This is a genomic window from Bradyrhizobium sp. B120 (genome assembly GCF_049075665.1).
In the GTDB taxonomy this organism is placed as follows: domain Bacteria; phylum Pseudomonadota; class Alphaproteobacteria; order Rhizobiales; family Xanthobacteraceae; genus Bradyrhizobium.
Map to the genome: position 1 here is coordinate 5,257,757 of NZ_CP185242.1, position 15,511 is coordinate 5,273,267.

17 protein-coding genes are annotated in these 15,511 nt (G+C 64.5%); 5 read left to right on the forward strand and 12 right to left on the reverse strand.

Annotation, left to right across the window (positions count from 1 at the left end; translation table 11 throughout):
• Positions 1 to 214 precede the first annotated feature (214 nt).
• Entirely contained in the window at positions 215 to 1,153 is a 939-nt protein-coding gene (locus ACOIX3_RS24270) for an IclR family transcriptional regulator (RefSeq protein ID WP_420964586.1), read from the forward strand.
• 43 nt (positions 1,154 to 1,196) lie between these two features.
• On the opposite strand, the gene ACOIX3_RS24275 is transcribed toward ACOIX3_RS24270, so the two are convergent.
• The 4 genes from ACOIX3_RS24275 to ACOIX3_RS24290 all read right to left on the reverse strand — a co-directional run bounded on the left by ACOIX3_RS24275 (position 1,197) and on the right by ACOIX3_RS24290 (position 4,843).
• Positions 1,197 to 1,823 carry a hypothetical protein gene (locus tag ACOIX3_RS24275; protein ID WP_420964587.1) on the reverse strand — a complete coding sequence of 209 codons (627 nt, stop codon included), beginning with the start codon at positions 1,821 to 1,823 and terminating at the stop codon, positions 1,197 to 1,199.
• Positions 1,820 to 2,362 carry a c-type cytochrome gene (locus ACOIX3_RS24280; protein WP_420964588.1) on the reverse strand — a complete coding sequence of 181 codons (543 nt, stop codon included), beginning with the start codon at positions 2,360 to 2,362 and terminating at the stop codon, positions 1,820 to 1,822. The genes ACOIX3_RS24275 and ACOIX3_RS24280 overlap by 4 nt, the downstream gene beginning before the upstream one ends.
• Before the next feature lie 79 nt (positions 2,363 to 2,441).
• Positions 2,442 to 4,214 (reverse strand): PQQ-dependent dehydrogenase, methanol/ethanol family, encoded by a 1,773-nt coding sequence (locus ACOIX3_RS24285; RefSeq protein ID WP_420964589.1) that lies wholly within the window; start codon positions 4,212 to 4,214, stop codon positions 2,442 to 2,444.
• Positions 4,215 to 4,357: 143 nt separating this feature from the next.
• Positions 4,358 to 4,843, reverse strand: coding sequence for a copper chaperone PCu(A)C (locus tag ACOIX3_RS24290; protein ID WP_420964590.1), 486 nt, complete (start codon positions 4,841 to 4,843; stop codon positions 4,358 to 4,360).
• 130 nt (positions 4,844 to 4,973) lie between these two features.
• Between ACOIX3_RS24290 and ACOIX3_RS24295 the strand changes: the two genes are divergently transcribed.
• A complete protein-coding gene (locus ACOIX3_RS24295; RefSeq protein ID WP_420964591.1) occupies positions 4,974 to 5,969 on the forward strand; it encodes a phosphotransferase in 996 nt (331 codons plus the stop codon).
• Between the two features lie 3 nt (positions 5,970 to 5,972).
• Here ACOIX3_RS24295 and ACOIX3_RS24300 read toward each other — a convergent pair whose 3' ends face one another.
• On the reverse strand, positions 5,973 to 6,701 hold the full coding sequence (locus tag ACOIX3_RS24300; protein WP_420964592.1) for an NUDIX hydrolase: 729 nt from the start codon (positions 6,699 to 6,701) through the stop codon (positions 5,973 to 5,975).
• A 101-nt stretch (positions 6,702 to 6,802) separates the two neighbouring features.
• Between ACOIX3_RS24300 and ACOIX3_RS24305 the strand changes: the two genes are divergently transcribed.
• Positions 6,803 to 7,846, forward strand: coding sequence for an SPFH domain-containing protein (locus ACOIX3_RS24305; protein WP_420964593.1), 1,044 nt, complete (start codon positions 6,803 to 6,805; stop codon positions 7,844 to 7,846).
• Entirely contained in the window at positions 7,830 to 8,765 is a 936-nt protein-coding gene (locus ACOIX3_RS24310; RefSeq protein WP_420964594.1) for a sugar kinase, read from the forward strand. The genes ACOIX3_RS24305 and ACOIX3_RS24310 overlap by 17 nt, the downstream gene beginning before the upstream one ends.
• Positions 8,766 to 8,781: 16 nt before the next feature.
• On the opposite strand, the gene ACOIX3_RS24315 is transcribed toward ACOIX3_RS24310, so the two are convergent.
• From ACOIX3_RS24315 to ACOIX3_RS24325, 3 genes are all read right to left on the reverse strand, one after another.
• Positions 8,782 to 8,964, reverse strand: a complete 183-nt coding sequence (locus ACOIX3_RS24315; RefSeq protein ID WP_420964595.1) for a hypothetical protein — start codon at positions 8,962 to 8,964, stop codon at positions 8,782 to 8,784.
• Positions 8,965 to 9,053: 89 nt separating this feature from the next.
• Entirely contained in the window at positions 9,054 to 9,509 is a 456-nt protein-coding gene (locus ACOIX3_RS24320; RefSeq protein ID WP_420964596.1) for a cupin domain-containing protein, read from the reverse strand.
• A gap of 107 nt (positions 9,510 to 9,616) precedes the next feature.
• Entirely contained in the window at positions 9,617 to 10,132 is a 516-nt protein-coding gene (locus tag ACOIX3_RS24325) for a GNAT family N-acetyltransferase (protein WP_420964597.1), read from the reverse strand.
• 198 nt (positions 10,133 to 10,330) lie between these two features.
• On the opposite strand from ACOIX3_RS24325, the gene plsY reads away from it, so the two are divergent.
• Positions 10,331 to 11,017 (forward strand): glycerol-3-phosphate 1-O-acyltransferase PlsY, encoded by a 687-nt coding sequence (plsY, locus tag ACOIX3_RS24330; RefSeq protein ID WP_420964598.1) that lies wholly within the window; start codon positions 10,331 to 10,333, stop codon positions 11,015 to 11,017.
• Positions 11,018 to 11,045: 28 nt separating this feature from the next.
• Here plsY and ACOIX3_RS24335 read toward each other — a convergent pair whose 3' ends face one another.
• From ACOIX3_RS24335 to ACOIX3_RS24350, 4 genes are read right to left on the reverse strand one after another with little or no spacing between them, the layout of a single operon-like run.
• Positions 11,046 to 11,873 (reverse strand): cysteine hydrolase family protein, encoded by an 828-nt coding sequence (locus ACOIX3_RS24335; RefSeq protein WP_420964599.1) that lies wholly within the window; start codon positions 11,871 to 11,873, stop codon positions 11,046 to 11,048.
• A gap of 58 nt (positions 11,874 to 11,931) precedes the next feature.
• A complete protein-coding gene (locus ACOIX3_RS24340) occupies positions 11,932 to 12,855 on the reverse strand; it encodes an ABC transporter permease (RefSeq protein ID WP_420964600.1) in 924 nt (307 codons plus the stop codon).
• Positions 12,852 to 13,940, reverse strand: a complete 1,089-nt coding sequence (locus ACOIX3_RS24345; protein ID WP_420964601.1) for an ABC transporter permease — start codon at positions 13,938 to 13,940, stop codon at positions 12,852 to 12,854. Before ACOIX3_RS24345 ends, ACOIX3_RS24340 begins: the two co-directional genes overlap by 4 nt.
• A 13-nt stretch (positions 13,941 to 13,953) precedes the next feature.
• On the reverse strand, positions 13,954 to 15,510 hold the full coding sequence (locus ACOIX3_RS24350) for an ABC transporter ATP-binding protein (RefSeq protein ID WP_420964602.1): 1,557 nt from the start codon (positions 15,508 to 15,510) through the stop codon (positions 13,954 to 13,956).
• Position 15,511: the final 1 nt, after the last annotated feature.

A 15,511-nucleotide genomic window follows, 5' to 3' on the forward strand; every position in this document is an offset into this window, starting at 1 on the left:
CGATCGCTACGAAGTCTACTAGCGGACGCCCGCGCGAGAATAATTTCAGATACGTGGAGGAAATGCCGCCCACGCGCGGATCGCACGCCCGGTCATGCTGCACCGCGGACGCTTGACCTCCGTTGGTTTCGCTGCACATTCGACAGCAGAAGGCGACAATGAATGTTGCAGCGCACCAGGGCTGCGCTGCGTTCAAGGACCGAGCGGCAAGAAGATGAAGGGAGTTCGCTCCGATACCCAGCCCCCGTCCAGGCGGGGCCGCAGGCGCATCGTCGCCGACCGCGTGCGCACGCAAGCGGACGATCCCGCGGCGACGGTGATCGAAGCCAACCGGCATGACGAGTTGTTTCGCGCCGCCGACGGCAGCCCCGATCCGTCAATCGTCAAGTCGGCGCATCGCGTGCTCCGCATCTTCGAATATTTTGCCGAGATTGAACGGCCCGCGACCATGACCGAGATCGCGCGTCGGCTCAACTATCCGCCGTCGAGCACATCGGCGCTGCTGAAGAGCCTCGTCGAACTCGGCTATCTCGACCATGACCGGCAGGCGCGCAGCTACCGGCCGACGGTCCGCGTCGCCCTGCTCGGCGGCTGGCTCACGAGCCAGAGGTTACCGGGAGCGATGCTCGATGCCATCACACGCGAGCTGCACGAGGCAACACGGCTGACGACTTTCGTGGTGGCGCGCAACCAGCTCTACAGCCAGTATATCCGCGTGCTGCAGGGCACGACACCGGTGCGCTATTATCTCGAGCCCGGCGCACGGCGGCTGCTGACCCATTCGACTCCGGGCCGGGTGTTTCTCAGCCTGATGAACGACGAGGATGCGCGGCGGATCGTGCAGCGGATCAATGCCAAGGAGGCACCGTCATCCGCGGTCCGCTACGGTGATATCCAGCATGCGCTGGCGACGATCCGCCGCCAGGGCTTCGCCTATACGCGCGACATGGGAACCCCCGGCCTGAGCGCGATTGCGATGCGGCTGACCGAGGCCGACCAAACGCCTCCGCTTGTCATTACCGTCGCCGGCCCGAGCTCGATCGTCTCGGCGGAAAGCAAAGCGATCATCGGAAAGATGCGCGAGCTGGTCGAACGGCAGTCGCCCGGCCTGTTGCCGCAGATCGACATTGACGCAGCGCCGATCGAGACCTGAGATCGGGCGGGCTACCCGGCGCAAACGCGCCCGATCGATGTTCCTACAACCCCGCGCGGCGAATCGTGATCCGGGTCTCGTCGGTCATGTCCTTCAACTCCTTGTTCGGCTCACGATAGAGGTGACGCTCGATCTGGACCGTCCGGCCATCGGTGGTCTTGCTGCACGTCTCGTCGACGAATACGCCGCCGACCTCCTGCTTGTCGGCGCCCGGCTTCGCCGCCGAGCAGCTCCAGCCGTCCTCGCCGTAGCGCGACTTCGCCTGCAGGCCGAGCAGGAACGCCTTCTTGCGCAGATAGAGCCGCGCCTTCGGATCGGTCTCGATCGTCAGCGCCGCGATCCTGGCGTCCTTGTCGACCATCACGGTCAGGATCGCCGGATGGCCGCCGACCATGGTGCCTTCCCGCGCGGTCTCGCGATCATACTCGAAGCGGATGCCGCGCAGCTGGTCCGGCCCGGCCGGGCAAGCCGTCCACTGCGCCCATTCCGCCAATCGGTGCGTCTTCTCTCCGACGCAGGTCAGATTGATATATCCCGCGTCGGGAACGCTGCTGATGTCCATGCCGACATTGATGTCGCGCAGGTCACCTGCCGTGGCCATCGCCGGCACGGCCGCGGTGACTGACGCGGCGAAGACCAACCCGCGGATTGCCGATCCCAGCTTGCTCATGGCTTTGCCTTCTCGCTCTGGTCGGACGACGCGGCGGCGTGGCCGGCCTCCTTGTAGATATTGCAGACACGCGAGCCATCGCCGAAGAAGGCGATGCATTCGTCATAGTTCGGCTCACCCTTACCCTTGACGTGGGCGAGCACGTAATCGGCGACCGCCTCGATCTCGTTCGGCCGCAGGAACACATTCGCCTCGGGCGGCATGCGGTCCGCGACATCCTGCCGGGTCATCTCGTAGCATTTCGTGGTGTCGTAGGAGCCGCGCACGAAGAACGGCATGCCGGTGCCCGGCCGTCCGCACGTCACGGTCTCGATGATCTGCTCACGGGTCAGCTCGGTCTTGCGCAGCGACAGCGCATCGCCGCCATAGCCGCCGCCGCCATTGCCGTGCCATTTGTGACAGCCGACGCAATTGCCGCGCTTGAACACCGCCTTGCCCGCATCGGTCGGATCGCTCGCCGACTGTGCTTGCGCCGCACTCGCAAATCCCGTCACCAGCGCGCAGCCGAGCCACGCGCCAACCAGCCATTTTTGTTTCATTTGTTCTGTTTCTTGTCTGATTTCTCTCGGCCAGATCGACGCGGGAGGCCTCTCAGTGAAGCCTCCCGCGCTTGCGATGTCAGAGCGCGAACACGTAGAGCATCGAGCCCGGCTGCATCCGCTTCAGCTCGGGCGTGGCATCGATGAACCACTTGTCCCAGGCACCGCCGAGGCCAACCAGGATCGCGACATACTGCTTGCCGTCCACCGAGAACGTCATCGGAGGCGCATTGACGCCGCCGCCGGTGTTGAACTGCCAGAGCTGCTGCAGCGACTTCGCGTCGTAGGCGACCACCTCGCCGGACGGCTGTCCGGAGAACACGAGGTCGGGCGTCGCCAGGATGCCGCCGAGGTTCGGGAATTGCGTCTCCGCCTTCCCTGCCACCTTGCCGGTGGTGACGTCGATCGCGGTCACGCTGCCGGTGATCTTGACGTTCTGGCTCGGCCCGCCGCCGGTGAAGAACTCGCGCGCCTTCACCTTGTCCGGCGTCATCTCCTCGACCTTGATGTGGTTGCAGCTCTCGATCACCGGAATGTACCAGAGCTTCAGGTTCGGATTATACGCGGTCGGCGGCCAGTTCTTGCCGCCCATGTTGCCGGGACAGATATCCGTTTCCTTGTTGGTGCGGCTCGGCGTCACCGACGCGTTGTACTTCTGCACACCCTGCTTCGGATCATACTCCACCGGCTTGCCGGACTCGGGGTCGAGACCCTTGGTCCAGGTCACCTTCTTGACGAAAGGCAGACCCCAGATGAACTTGCCGCTGTTGCGATCGACCGCATAGGCAAAGCCGTTGCGGTCGGCCTCGAGCGCGAGCTTCAGCGTCGTGTTGTTCGGGCCGGGGACGTCGACCAGCACGTTCTCCGCCACGCTGTCATAGTCATAAGGGTCGTTCGGCGTGTGCTGGTAGTGCCACTTGATCTTGCCGGTGTCGGCATCGAGACCGAGCGACGAGTCGGTGTAGAGGTTGTCGCCGGGCCGGTATTCATTGTCCCAGTCCGGTCCGGGATTGCCGACGCCCCAGACGATGGTGTTGGTCGACGGGTCGTAGCTGCCGGTGACCCAGGTCGATCCGCCACCGCTTGCCTTGGCGTTCTTGTCGTCCTTCCAGGTCTCGGAACCGGGTTCGTCCTTACCCGGGATGGTGTGGGTACGCCAGACTTCCTTCTGGCTCTTCAGGTCGGTCGCGGCGATCCAGCCGCGAATGCCGTATTCGGCGCCAGCGACGCCCGTGATCGCCATGCCCTTGACGATCAGTGGCGCGCCGGTGATCACCTCACCCTTGTCGGGATCGGCGACCTGACGCTGCCAGGCAACCTGCCCGGTCTCCTTGTTGGTCGCGATCAGGCGGCCGTCGAGCGTGTGCGAGATCACGAGGTTGTCCCACAGCGCGACGCCGCGGTTGTCGACGCCGCAGCAGGCGACCGCGCCGGCCCAGTCGTGGTCGGTCTTGGGATCCATCTTCCAGAGCAGCACGCCTTTGCCGCCGTGCGCGTCGATCTTGTAGACCGAGCCCCAGCCGTCGGTGACGTACATGAATCCGTTCTCGACGATCGGAGTTCCCTCCAGGCCGCCGTGTCCCCAGATTCCGCCGCCCTCGACGCCGCCGAGATGCATGGTCCAGGCGACCTTCAGGTTCTTGACGTTGTCCTTGTTGATATCCGCCAGCGACGAGAAGCGGGTCGCCGAATAGTTCTTGTGGTGGTGCAGCCAGTTGCCTGCTTCCTTGTCAGCGTTGAGCAGACGATCCTGGTTGACATCGTCCGCGAGCGCGAAAGAGCCCGCGAAGGTCGCGGCGGATGCTACTGCCGCCGCGAGCATGTGCGATTTAACCCAATTCAACCTTGTCATGAATTCATTTCCTCCGGATCCAGCGTTCTTCATTGATCGAACCGCCCGTCATACACGGGCAGTTGCGCGAGAAGCCTTGCGTCCCGGCGATCGGCTGTGCCGCCCGCCGCCTTCCTTAGTCACTTGCCTTCACTTGTGTTGGGTCACTTCTGGACCTGTACCTCCGTCTCGATGGTTCCTGCTTTCTGAAAAACGACCGCGCATTTGAAGGTCTCGCCCGGCGCGAGCGCCTGACGCAACTGGAGCAGCATGACGTGATAGCCGTCGCGCTTCAGCTCGAGCGTCGCCTTGGCCGGGACTGGTATATTGGATATCGAGCGCATGGCGGGCGCGCCTTCACCGCGATCGACGATGTGGCGCTCGGAAAAATTTGCGACCGGGCAGCGCACACGGAGCAGCGCATCGGCGCTGTCGGCCTCATTCTTGATCGTCATCGTCAAGGGAAGGTCTCCGCCTTCTTTGTCCGCAGCCGGTACGCGCGCATCCACAATCTGCAAGGATTCGTTCGCGACGGCGTGATGCATCACTCCGAACGTGCTGATCAGGCAGAATAATGGCAACGCGATCCATGATCTGCACTTAACGGTCCTGCACGCAACGGCGCCATGCAACCCCCGCTCGAACGACATCAAGTTTTCTCCCGACATGATTTTTGCGACATTGTTTCATGCTTCGTCGCGCGCGACCAGCAATTGAAGATCGGGAACCCAACATCAATGCGATTTCGGCACGCATAGCCGTCATGCTAACTTTTTGAGCATGAGCGACCTCGATGCACTTCCACCGGAACAGCGCGATGCAGCGCATGCTGCGTTGCGTGAGGTGATCGGCGCTGCATCGATCGACGCCGTGACGTCGATCGCAGGCGGCGCCACGTCGGCGCGATTGTTTCGGATCGACGCGGGCGGCAAGAATTATTTGCTACGAATCGAAGGCGTGCCGAGCCCACTGCGCAATCCGTATCAATATGTTTCGCTGCGCATCGCCGCCGAGGCCGGCATCGCGCCGCGACTCTATTACGTCGACGAAGCGTCGCGCGTCGCGGTGATGGATTTTATCCAGCGGCAGCCGCTCAGCCGCTATCCCGGCGGCCTGCCGGCATTGGCAAAGGCGCTCGGCGAATTGCTGGCGCGGTTGCAGGCGACGCCGACCTTTCCGGCTTTCGTGCGTTATCCGGATATCGTGGCTCGGCTCTGGGTCCATGTCTGCCGCACCGGCCTGTTCGCACCCGGCGTACTCGACCAGTGCAACAAACATCTCGAACGCATTCGCGCGGCCTATGTCTGGGATGAGGCGAACTCGGTCTCGAGCCACAACGACTCGCTTCCCGCCAATATCCTGTTCGACGGTAACAGGCTCTGGATGATCGACTGGGAATCAGCCTATCGCACCGATCCGCTGGTCGATCTTGCTGTTGTCGGCGACAGCTTCGCGCGAACGCCGGAGCTGGAGGAGATTTTGCATCGCGCCTGGCTCGGCCGGCCGCTCGACGCGGCGCTGCACGCCCGGCTCCGATTGGTCCGCGCCCTCACCCGGCTCTACTACGCAGGCGTGCTGTTCAGCGCATCTGCGACAGCACCGCGCGCCGCACCCGATACGAGCCTCGCCGCGCCGACGCTTGCCGAACTCGCAGCGGCCACAAACGCCGGCCGGCTCAAGATCGACACGCCGGCGGCCAAGCACGTGTTCGGCAAGATGTTCCTTGCCTCGTTCCTGACCGATGTCTCGACACCCGGCTTCGATCTCTCGGTTTGACGTTCAACCCGGCGGATTGAACGTGCGCGCAAAGAACACCGGCACCCTGGACTTCTTCAAACGATAGAGCTGCGCCGGCCGGTTCGGTCCCTTGCGCATCTTCGCGACCGGCTCGATCAGGTCGGCGGCGAGCATGCGGGTGCGGAAGGCACTCTTCTCCAGCGGACGATCGAGCACGGTCTCATAGGTCCGCTGCAATTCCGGCAGCGTGAATTCCGGCGGCATCAGATAGGCGGGCAGCGACGTGTACTCGACCTTGCTGCGCAAACGCTGCAACGCCGCCTGCAGGATCTCGGCATGGTCGAAGGCAAGCTTCGGCCGCACCTTCTCGCCCTCGACCGCGAACCACTGTGCATCCGCGGCCAGCGCGCCGCCCGCGGCATGCTCCGGCAGCAATGCGAAGTAGGCATGCGTCGCAGACCAGCCGCGCGGATCTCTGGTGGCACTGCCCCAGCTGCCGAGCTGCTCCAGATACGGACTGATCACGCCGGTCTTGTCCTTCAGCTTGCGCGCGGCGCAGGCTTCGAGGTCGCGATCGCCAGCAATGTCGACGAAGCCACCGGGCAATGCCCAAGACCCTGGAAACGGCTCGGTTTCCGCTCTTGGGCGTTGAACCAACAGAACCTGAAGCGCGTCTGACCGTATGGCGAAAATGACGACGTCGACCGTCGTCAGCGGCCTCGGAAAGTCGAGTTCCGGCGTGCTCGCCATGCTGTCCTGCCCCTCTGCCATGCGGCGCGAACCTTTTCGTTGCTGGCCTTGACAATAGCATACTTAGTTGTACAGTCCAACTAACTTAGTTGCCTAGACACACTTATTCAGGAGTGCACGCCATGTTCGGTCTCCGCTTCATCAAGGCCCAGCCGACCACCTATCTCATGAAGTACCGCCGCGGCGCGGTGACCCAGCAGGGCGCCGGCCTGTCCGGCTTCTATTATGGGCCGGTCACCTCGCTGGTCGCGGTGCCGATCGGCAGCCGCGACGCCGCCTTCATCTTCCAGCAGATCGCGCGCGACTTTCAGGCGCTGACCATCCAGGGCCATGTCACCTACCGGATCAGCGAGCCGCAGAAGGCCGCCGCGATGCTCAACTTCACGCTCAAGGCCGACGGCAAGACCTACGAGTCCGACGACCCGGAGCAGCTGCCGCAGCGGATTCTCGCGACCGTCGAGGTGCTGGCGCAGCAGGCGGTGAAGGAACTGCCACTGAAGGAAGCACTGCAGGCCGCCGACCGCATCGCTGGCCTGATCGAGAGCGGACTGCGCGCTCGCGCCGATATCGCCGCCCTCGGCCTCGAAATCCTCGGCGTCTCCATCCGCGGCGTGAAGCCGACGCCGGACACCGCCAAGGCGCTGGAGGCCGAGGCGCGCGAGGCGATCCTCAAGAGCGCGGACGAGGCGATCTTCGCGCGGCGCAACTTTGCGGTGGAGCAGGAACGCGCCATCCGCGAGAGCGAGCTCGACACCGAGATCGCGGTCGAGCAGAAGAAGCGCTCGATCCGGGAGACCCAGATGGACGCCGAAGCGAGCGTCGCGGCGAAGCAGGCCGAGCTGCGCGAGGCCGGCATGGTCGCCGACATCACGCTGGAGAGCAAGCGCAAGGATTTCGTCGGCCTCAACGCCGAGAACACGCGCACGCTGGCCGATGCCGAGGCCTATCGGGTCGGCGCGCTGATGAAGATCTTCGAGGGCGTCGACACCCGCGTGATCCAGGCGCTGGCCGCAGCCGGCATGCAGCCGGGACAGCTGATCGCGCAGGCCTTCAGCGGCATCGCCGAAAAGGCCGAGAAGATCGGCCAGCTCAACGTCTCGCCCGATCTGCTCAACACGCTGCTGGACAGGCCCGTCGTGGAGGCTCCCCGTGCCCGCCGACAATGACCGCAAGATCGTCCTCGTCACCCGCAAGACGCGGCTCGAGGAGCTGATCGCAAAGTACCTGACGGCGGCGCAGGCGCGCTTCTATGTCGAGCATCTCGGCGCCGACTTCTCCGACTACCAGCGCGAGCACGATGTCTACCAGGCCGAGCGCCGCGTCACCGTGCAGGCGCTGGAGCAATGGGGCCGCTACCAGATTATCGACCGGGCTTTTCTGCCAAACTTCATTTTCGGCCCTTCCGACATCGTGGTGGCGCTCGGTCAGGACGGCGTCGTCGCCAACACGATGAAGTATCTCGACGGCCATCCGCTGATCGGACTCAACCCGGATGCCAGGCGCTACGACGGCATCCTGCTGCCCTTCGTGCCGCGCGACCTCCCTGCCCTGCTGCGCGAGGTCGCGGGCGACAGACGCGGCCACAAGGCGGTGACGATGGCCAAGGCCGCGCTCACCAACGGCCAGATCCTCTATGCCGTCAACGATCTCTTCATCGGCGCGCGCACGCATACATCAGCCGTCTACGAGATCGCCCTCGCCGATCAAAAGGAACGTCAGTCCTCAAGCGGCCTGATCGTCGCGACCGGTCTCGGCTCGACCGCCTGGTTCAAGAGCATCGTCACCGGTTCGCTCGCGATCGCAGGCAGCTTCGGCGGCGGCGCCGGCAGCCCACCCTATCTGCCGCAGGCCTGGGACGCCGGCGCGCTGCGCTTTGCGGTGCGCGAGCCGTTTCCGAGCCGCACCTCGCAGGTCACACTGGTCTGCGGCAGCCTCGAACGCACCGAGCGCCTCAGCGTCCGCTCGCTGATGCCGGAGAACGGCGTCATCTTCAGCGACGGCATCGAAGCCGACCGGCTCGACTTCAACTCGGGAACGGAAGCCCAGATCACGGTCGCGGACCGCGAAGGACGGCTGGTGGTGTGAGGCTGCCGCACGCAGCTCACTGCGGCACCGGATGCAGCCGCGCTAGCTGTTCGAGCGACAGGCCGGCCTCGCGATCGCTCAAGGCAAAACGGACGATGATATCCTGACGGGCCACCTGCCCCCACAGCGCGTCCGACGACCACTTCTGCGGCTCGGGTCCGCGCGGACCGTCAATCCAGATGAAATACCATTCCGTCATGGACGCGACCAAATCTCCCTCGCCGGAAGATTGGTCCTTCGCCGGCCAATCCGCAACGCCGATTTTCGCGGCAGCTTGCGGTTCAGGACCTATTCGTACGGCCGGCCGTCCTTGTGCAGGAAGCGGCCGTCGGAGCTCGGGCTCATCATGTCGATGTCGGAACAGGTGATGACGTCGGCACGCGAGCGCGAGCCGACCTCGAGATAGGTCGCCGTCATCTGCGACCGGTTGATCATGTGGTGCCCGTTGCCGGAATTCTTCGGGAATGCCGCGCAATCGCCGGCGCGCAGCACCGTCTCGCCGCCGTCCTCGATCAGCACCACCTCGCCCGCGAGCACATAGACGAACTCGTCCTCGTCCGAATGCCAATGACGCTGGCTCGACCAGTCGCCCGGCGGCAGCCGCATCAGATTGACGCCGAAATCGGCGAGCCCACCGGCGTCGCCGAGACGCTGCCGGATTCGCTCCGCGCACGGTGCGGCGAACTCGGCCGGATAGCCGGAGCCCTTGCGTTCCGGCACGTTTGTCAGATCGATCTTCGGCATGGCAGCATCCCCGGGGCGATGACGGCAAACGAATGCGCGACGTTGAGCGTGGACGTGCGCCTATCGCAACGTGACGCCAGAATTGTGACGCTCCACCCTGTGCGACGTCAGGCGCGCTCGATCAGGTCCTTCGCCATCAGGATGTCGTCGTAATAGCGGCCGTCGATCTTCAGGGCATGCTTCTCCAGCCCGTACTCGACAAAGCCGGCGCGCCGGTAGAGCCGGCAGGCAGGCTCGTTGCCCTTCACCACGACGAGCTGCACCAGCTCGACCGATTGCGCGGCGAGCGCGAGCGCGGCATCGACCAGCAGCCGGCCGACACCGGCGCGGCGCGCCTGCTGCCGTACATACATGCTCACCAGCGCGCCCTTATGCTGCCGTTTCGGCCCTTCCGCCGCGATGAAGCCGACGATGCCGGCGAATTCACCGTCCCGAAACGCCCCAAGTATCACAACTGCGCCCGCGAGCCTCTCCGCGAACCAGCCGACGGGATGAACGCTCTCCGTCTCATACGCACTGCCGAACGCCTCGGGGCTGAAGCGCAGCGCCTCGAGGCGGATGTCGCGATAAAGCGCAGCGTCGGCAGGCAAGAGGCGGCGAATCTCGATGGCGTGCGTCGTCATTCCGTGTCCTGTCTCCGTCGCGGCAGCATGGCCGATCGATCGGCATGTCGGTCGCAATTTCTATCGCGCGGCCAGCCTATTCCAAACAGGGTTGCAGCGGGTAAGCGATTCCACCTCTCATATCCGCGGCATCGGCCGTCGCATAGATGTAGACTCCGGATGACGCTTGCCTGACACTGGCGCATCGAGGAGAAGCCGATGATTTTCTGGATCGCGAGTGTAGCTGGACTGGCGACAGCCTACCTTCTCGGCTCGATACCCGCGGGCTATCTGGCGGGAAAACTGCTGAGGGGTATCGACATCCGGGAGCACGGCTCCAGGTCCACCGGGGCCACGAACGTCTTGCGTACTTTGGGCAAGTGGCCCGCGTTGGCGGTCCTGCTGGTCGATGTGCTGAAGGGCGCGGGGGCGATTGTATTTGCCCGCTGGTTCTATCCCTGGCTCGGGACATTGCCGTCGGTCACGCCACCGACGGCGATCGATCTGCAAACCTTGCTGCCTTGGGCGGTGTGCCTGGCCGGACTTGCCGTATTGCTGGGCCACAGCCGTTCGGTCTGGTTGAATTTTACGGGTGGCAAATCCGCCGCGGCAGGGCTCGGCGTGTTGCTGGCGCTGTCCTGGCCGGTCGGTTTAGGCGCCGCCGCAGCCTTTGGCGTTGTGCTGGCAATTTCCCGGATCGTTTCCCTGAGCTCGATGTTGGCGGCGCTCACTGCCATCGCACTGGTCTGCACCTTGGAGCAGCCATTGCCCTATCGGCTGCTGGTCATCGCAGGTGGCCTTTACGTGATCGCGCGCCATCGCGCGAACATCCAGCGGCTGCTTGCCGGGACCGAGCCGCGCCTGGGCTCGGGTGGACGAGAATCGCAAGCGGCGTCACAAGGCTAATGTGCGCGCTCGGAGCGCGACCGATCCGTCACGCCGTTGGATGTGCTCCTGAAATGGCCTCGATGACATCTGACGAATGCGTCACGAAGCCGAAGCACTTCTTGACGTTGAACAGGGTTGCTTCAACGCAGTAGCCCGGCGAGGTCGTTGCGCAGCAGTCCTCGACCAGGAGGCAACCGTAGCCGAGGAAGTTCGCGTCGGTGAGCGAATGCAGCACGCATTGATCGGTGTTGACACCGGCAAACAGGATCGTCTTGGTTCCGAGATTGCGCAGAATGCTGTCCAGCGGCGTGTCCCAGAATCCGCTGATCCGGTACTTGTCGACGTGAATGTCCTCGGGCTCCTGCCCCAATTCATCGACAACGGCCGCGGCCCAACTGTCCTTCTGCAGCACGCGCGCGCCGCTACCCGGCAACGGCTCGCCAAGGCCGATGCCGACGCCCTTCGGCTTGTAGAGATGGAGCTGGTTCGGCGCCATGTTCTTCAGATCGGGCCGATTGCCCCAGTTCAGCCAGATGATTTGCACGCCGGCGTTCCGCAACACCGGGAGAAGCTTCTGCAGCGGCTCGATCGGCGCCCGATCCGGCGTATGGTCGAGGCCGAGATGGTCGACCCATCCTCCCTTCGCGCAGAAGTCGTTCTGCATGTCGACGACGATGAGAGCGGTGCGATGCAGATCGACCGTCACCGTTTGCGGCTGCGCGTCGATCGTGACCGCCTTGGGCGGCGGCGGCGCCATCGCCATGTTGACGTTGGCGTCGTCGACCAGCCATTTATAGCCGGGCGCAGACCCAAGGGGATTGGCGTTGCTGGGTACGGCGGATTCCGTGGCCTTTGCTAAAGTGGAACTCGTCATCGGATTGTCCTCCCTTGGCTATGTTTTCTTGCCTATGTTTTCTTGAAGTCTGTTGTGATCAGCCGCCGCGTTCGAACGGAATGGTCAGGGCCGAGGGCTGTCTGCTTTTTCCGACGAAGCCCGCGATGGCGACCAGCGCCAGCAAATAGGGCAACAGCAACAGCAGCGCGACCGGCACATCGAGCTGCAACGCCGGCATCAGGAATTGCAGCGCGGTCGCGAAGCCGAACAGCAGGCATGCCGCGAGCGTGTACCAGGGATTCCAGCCGCCGAAGATCACGGCCGTGATCGCAAGATAGCCTGCACCCTTGGTCATGTTCTCGGTGAACGTATTGCTGTCGGCAACCGACATGAACGCGCCGCCGAGGCCCGCCAGGATGCCGGCGTAGAGCACACCGAGATAGCGCGTCTTCGCCACGCTGATGCCGGCCTTGTCCGCGGCGCGCGGATCCTCGCCGACCGCCCGCACCGCCAGCCCGAACGACGTGTACTTCAGGATCAGCCAGGTCACGACGACCATCAGGATGCTGACATAGGCAAGGCCGGTCTGGTTCGCCAATGCCGGCCCGATCACCGGGATACTGGCGAGCCACGGCAGATTGAGCTGCGCGAAGCCGGGAATCGGATCGCGCGACAGCGGCCCGAAGATCTCGCGGTAGAGAAACGTCGTCGTGCCCAGCGCCAGGATGTTGAACCCGATCCCCACCACCAATTGATTGGCGCGCAAGGTCACACTCAGCACGGCCTGGACCGCGGCCACCGCCATCGCGACCAAGACGCCGGCTGCCACGCCGAGAAGCGGCGAGCCGGTCGCCCACGATGCCAGCGCCGCCGTGAAGGCCGACATCAGCATCATGCCGTCGAGGCTGAGATTGAGCACGCCGGCGCGCTCGCTCAGCATCTCGCCGGTTGCGGCGAAGATGATCGGAACCGCGAGACGAAGTCCGGAACCGATGAATACGGCCATTTGTTCGTCAATCATCGGGTCACCTTTCGGTTGGTGAGGATCGCGGAGCCTGCAATGACAATGACGATCAGGCCCTGGCAGATCAGAACGACGGCGGACGGGACGTGCGCCGAGATTTCCATATTGATCGATCCCGATCGCAGAAAGCCGAACAGCAACGCACCGATCACCACGCCGACGGCCGAGCCGCGCGACAACAGGCCGACCACCAGGCCGTCAAATCCGTATCCGGACGAGAAATCGCTCGTCAGATAGAACTGCTGGCCGAGGATCATGATCGCGCCGCCGAGACCGCCCAGGCCGCCGGAGACCGTCATGGCCAGGATCACGTAGAAGCTCGTCCGCATGCCGGCACGACGGGAGGCCATCGCATTCAAGCCGACGGCGCGCAGCCGCAGGCCGAGCGTGCTGTGCTTGAGCACCAGCCACACCACGACGACTGCGATCGCCGCGATCAGCAAACCGATATGGAGCGGCGATCCGTTGTCCGGGAATAGCAGCGGCAGCTTGGTCGTGTCAGGAATCTCAGCCGATTCCGGCAGCGACGACACATCGCTGATCGGCTTGCGCAACAAGTGAAAGGATTCGACGGACCAGTACACCAGCGGCAACGCAATGAAGCTCAACAGCAAGGTGCTGATGACCTCGTTGGTGCCGCGTGCCGCCTTGAGGAAGCCCGCCAGGCCGCCCCAAACGGCACCGGCGACGGTTCCGACGGCAAGCGGAACGATGAACGCCAGTCCGAGCGGCAGGTCTCCGGCGCCATGCAGGGTCGCGGCCGTCGCGAACATGCCGCCCATCGCGATCTGCCCCTCGCCGCCCACATTGGTCAGGTTGGCACGGCTGGCGAAGATGAAGCCGAGACCGACCAGCGCGAGGCTGATGGCGCGATTGATCGAGGCACCGATGTTGAAATCGCTTCCGGCCATGCCGTCCCAGAAGGCTTCGATCGCCTCGAGGACGGATGCACCGGTGGCGGCGATGATGAGCAGGCCGATCCCGAGCGCGATGATGGTCGATATCACCGGAACCAGAACCTGCAACGGCACGAGCTCGAGTCTTGCGCCCTTTGCGACCCGCGCGAGCTTCGGATTTTTCATAACCATGGCCAACCTAGACATGCGCATGCCCCGACATCATCGCCCCGATCGCCTCGCGGCTGAACGACCCGGCCGCGAGCTCGCCAACCAGCTTTCCGCGGTAGATCACCGCAATCCGATCCGACACCGCCATCAGCTCCTCGAGCTCGCTCGAGATCAGAAGCACCCCGAGGCCGTCATCGCGCGCGGCACGGATCCGATTGTAGACCGCCTCGATCGCACCGACGTCGAGGCCGCGCGTCGGCTGCGCGGCGAGCAGGAACACCAGCGGATCGAGCGAGAGCTCGCGCGCCAGCACCGCCTTCTGCTGATTGCCGCCGGAGAGGCTCGCCATCGAAACATCAGGGCTGCTCGCCCGCACGTCGAAGTCGCGCATCATGGCCTCCGCCGCCTTGCGGCGCGCCGACTTGTCGAGCAGGCCGAAGCGGCTGAATTTTCCGATCGCGCCGAGAAACAGGTTCTCGGCCACCGACAATTCCTTGATGCAGGCCACCGCATGGCGATCCTCGGGAACGATGCCGACGCCGGCATCGGTGATCTCCTGCGGCGTGCAGCCGCCGACCTGTGTCCCGCCGACGACGATCGCGCCGGCGCTTGGCGCGGCGAGCCCGGCCAGGATCAGTCCGAGCTCGGTCTGGCCGTTGCCTTCGACGCCCGCGATCCCGACGATCTCGCCGGTGCCGACCGTGAGGCTCAGGCCGTCGAGCCGCGGCACGCCATGCGGGTCGCGATACACGAGGTCCGAGATCTGCAGCACCGCCTCGCCCGGCGACACCGGACCGGCCGCGTCCACACTGGATTTCGCCGGCGTCTTGCCTTCGATGTCGACCGCGGCAGCAAGCACCGAGCCTGCCGACTGGACGTCGCGGCCGACCATTGAGCGCACCAGCGATCGGATGTCGGCGCCCTCCATCGCGACGGTCTCGATGATGCGGCCCTGCCGCAGCACCGTGGTGCGATCGGCCACACGGCTGATTTCACCGAGCTTGTGCGTCACCAGGATCACGGATTTTCCGCGCAGCGCCACCTGGCGGCAGATCGCCAGCAGCGCGTCGATCTCGTCCGGCTGCAGAACGGCAGTCGGTTCGTCGAGCACCAGCAATTGCGGATCGCCGAGCAGGCATTTGATGATCTCGACCCGCTGCCGCTCGCCGACCGAAAGCTCGTCGATCCGCGCCGCGGGGTCGATTTCGAGCCCGTATTCGGCTGCGAGCTGCTCCATCCGCACGATGATGTCCTGCGGCTTCAGCACCGCGCTGGCGCGGCCGAGCATCAGGTTCTCGGCCACGCTCATGTTGGGCACCAGGCTGAAATGCTGATGCACCATCACGACGCCGCGCTGCAGCGCTTCCGCCGGGCCGCGCGGATCGAACGGCTCGCCGCCCAGCGTCATCGTGCCGGCATCCGGCCGGTGCACCCCGAACACCAGGTTGCACAACGTCGATTTGCCGGCGCCGTTCTCGCCGAGCAGGCAGTGCACCTCGCCGCGCTCTATCAGCAGCGATATGTCGTCGAGCGCGGTAAAAGCCCCGAAGCGCTTGGTCAAGCCAGACAGTTCGAGAAGAGCCACG

Bases quoted from the DNA above. Each gene is read 5' to 3' on its own strand.
- plsY (WP_420964598.1), top strand. From the start codon at position 10,331: ATGATTTTCTGGATCGCGAGTGTAGCTGGACTGGCGACAGCCTACCTT.
- ACOIX3_RS24270 (WP_420964586.1), top strand. From the start codon at position 215: ATGAAGGGAGTTCGCTCCGATACCCAGCCCCCGTCCAGGCGGGGCCGC.
- ACOIX3_RS24340 (WP_420964600.1), bottom strand. From the start codon at position 12,855: ATGATTGACGAACAAATGGCCGTATTCATCGGTTCCGGACTTCGTCTC.
- ACOIX3_RS24300 (WP_420964592.1), bottom strand. From the start codon at position 6,701: ATGGCAGAGGGGCAGGACAGCATGGCGAGCACGCCGGAACTCGACTTT.
- ACOIX3_RS24275 (WP_420964587.1), bottom strand. From the start codon at position 1,823: ATGAGCAAGCTGGGATCGGCAATCCGCGGGTTGGTCTTCGCCGCGTCA.
- ACOIX3_RS24290 (WP_420964590.1), bottom strand. From the start codon at position 4,843: ATGTCGTTCGAGCGGGGGTTGCATGGCGCCGTTGCGTGCAGGACCGTT.
- ACOIX3_RS24285 (WP_420964589.1), bottom strand. From the start codon at position 4,214: ATGACAAGGTTGAATTGGGTTAAATCGCACATGCTCGCGGCGGCAGTA.
- ACOIX3_RS24320 (WP_420964596.1), bottom strand. From the start codon at position 9,509: ATGCCGAAGATCGATCTGACAAACGTGCCGGAACGCAAGGGCTCCGGC.
- ACOIX3_RS24305 (WP_420964593.1), top strand. From the start codon at position 6,803: ATGTTCGGTCTCCGCTTCATCAAGGCCCAGCCGACCACCTATCTCATG.
- ACOIX3_RS24280 (WP_420964588.1), bottom strand. From the start codon at position 2,362: ATGAAACAAAAATGGCTGGTTGGCGCGTGGCTCGGCTGCGCGCTGGTG.
- ACOIX3_RS24295 (WP_420964591.1), top strand. From the start codon at position 4,974: ATGAGCGACCTCGATGCACTTCCACCGGAACAGCGCGATGCAGCGCAT.
- ACOIX3_RS24325 (WP_420964597.1), bottom strand. From the start codon at position 10,132: ATGACGACGCACGCCATCGAGATTCGCCGCCTCTTGCCTGCCGACGCT.
- ACOIX3_RS24315 (WP_420964595.1), bottom strand. From the start codon at position 8,964: ATGACGGAATGGTATTTCATCTGGATTGACGGTCCGCGCGGACCCGAG.
- ACOIX3_RS24335 (WP_420964599.1), bottom strand. From the start codon at position 11,873: ATGACGAGTTCCACTTTAGCAAAGGCCACGGAATCCGCCGTACCCAGC.
- ACOIX3_RS24345 (WP_420964601.1), bottom strand. From the start codon at position 13,940: ATGAAAAATCCGAAGCTCGCGCGGGTCGCAAAGGGCGCAAGACTCGAG.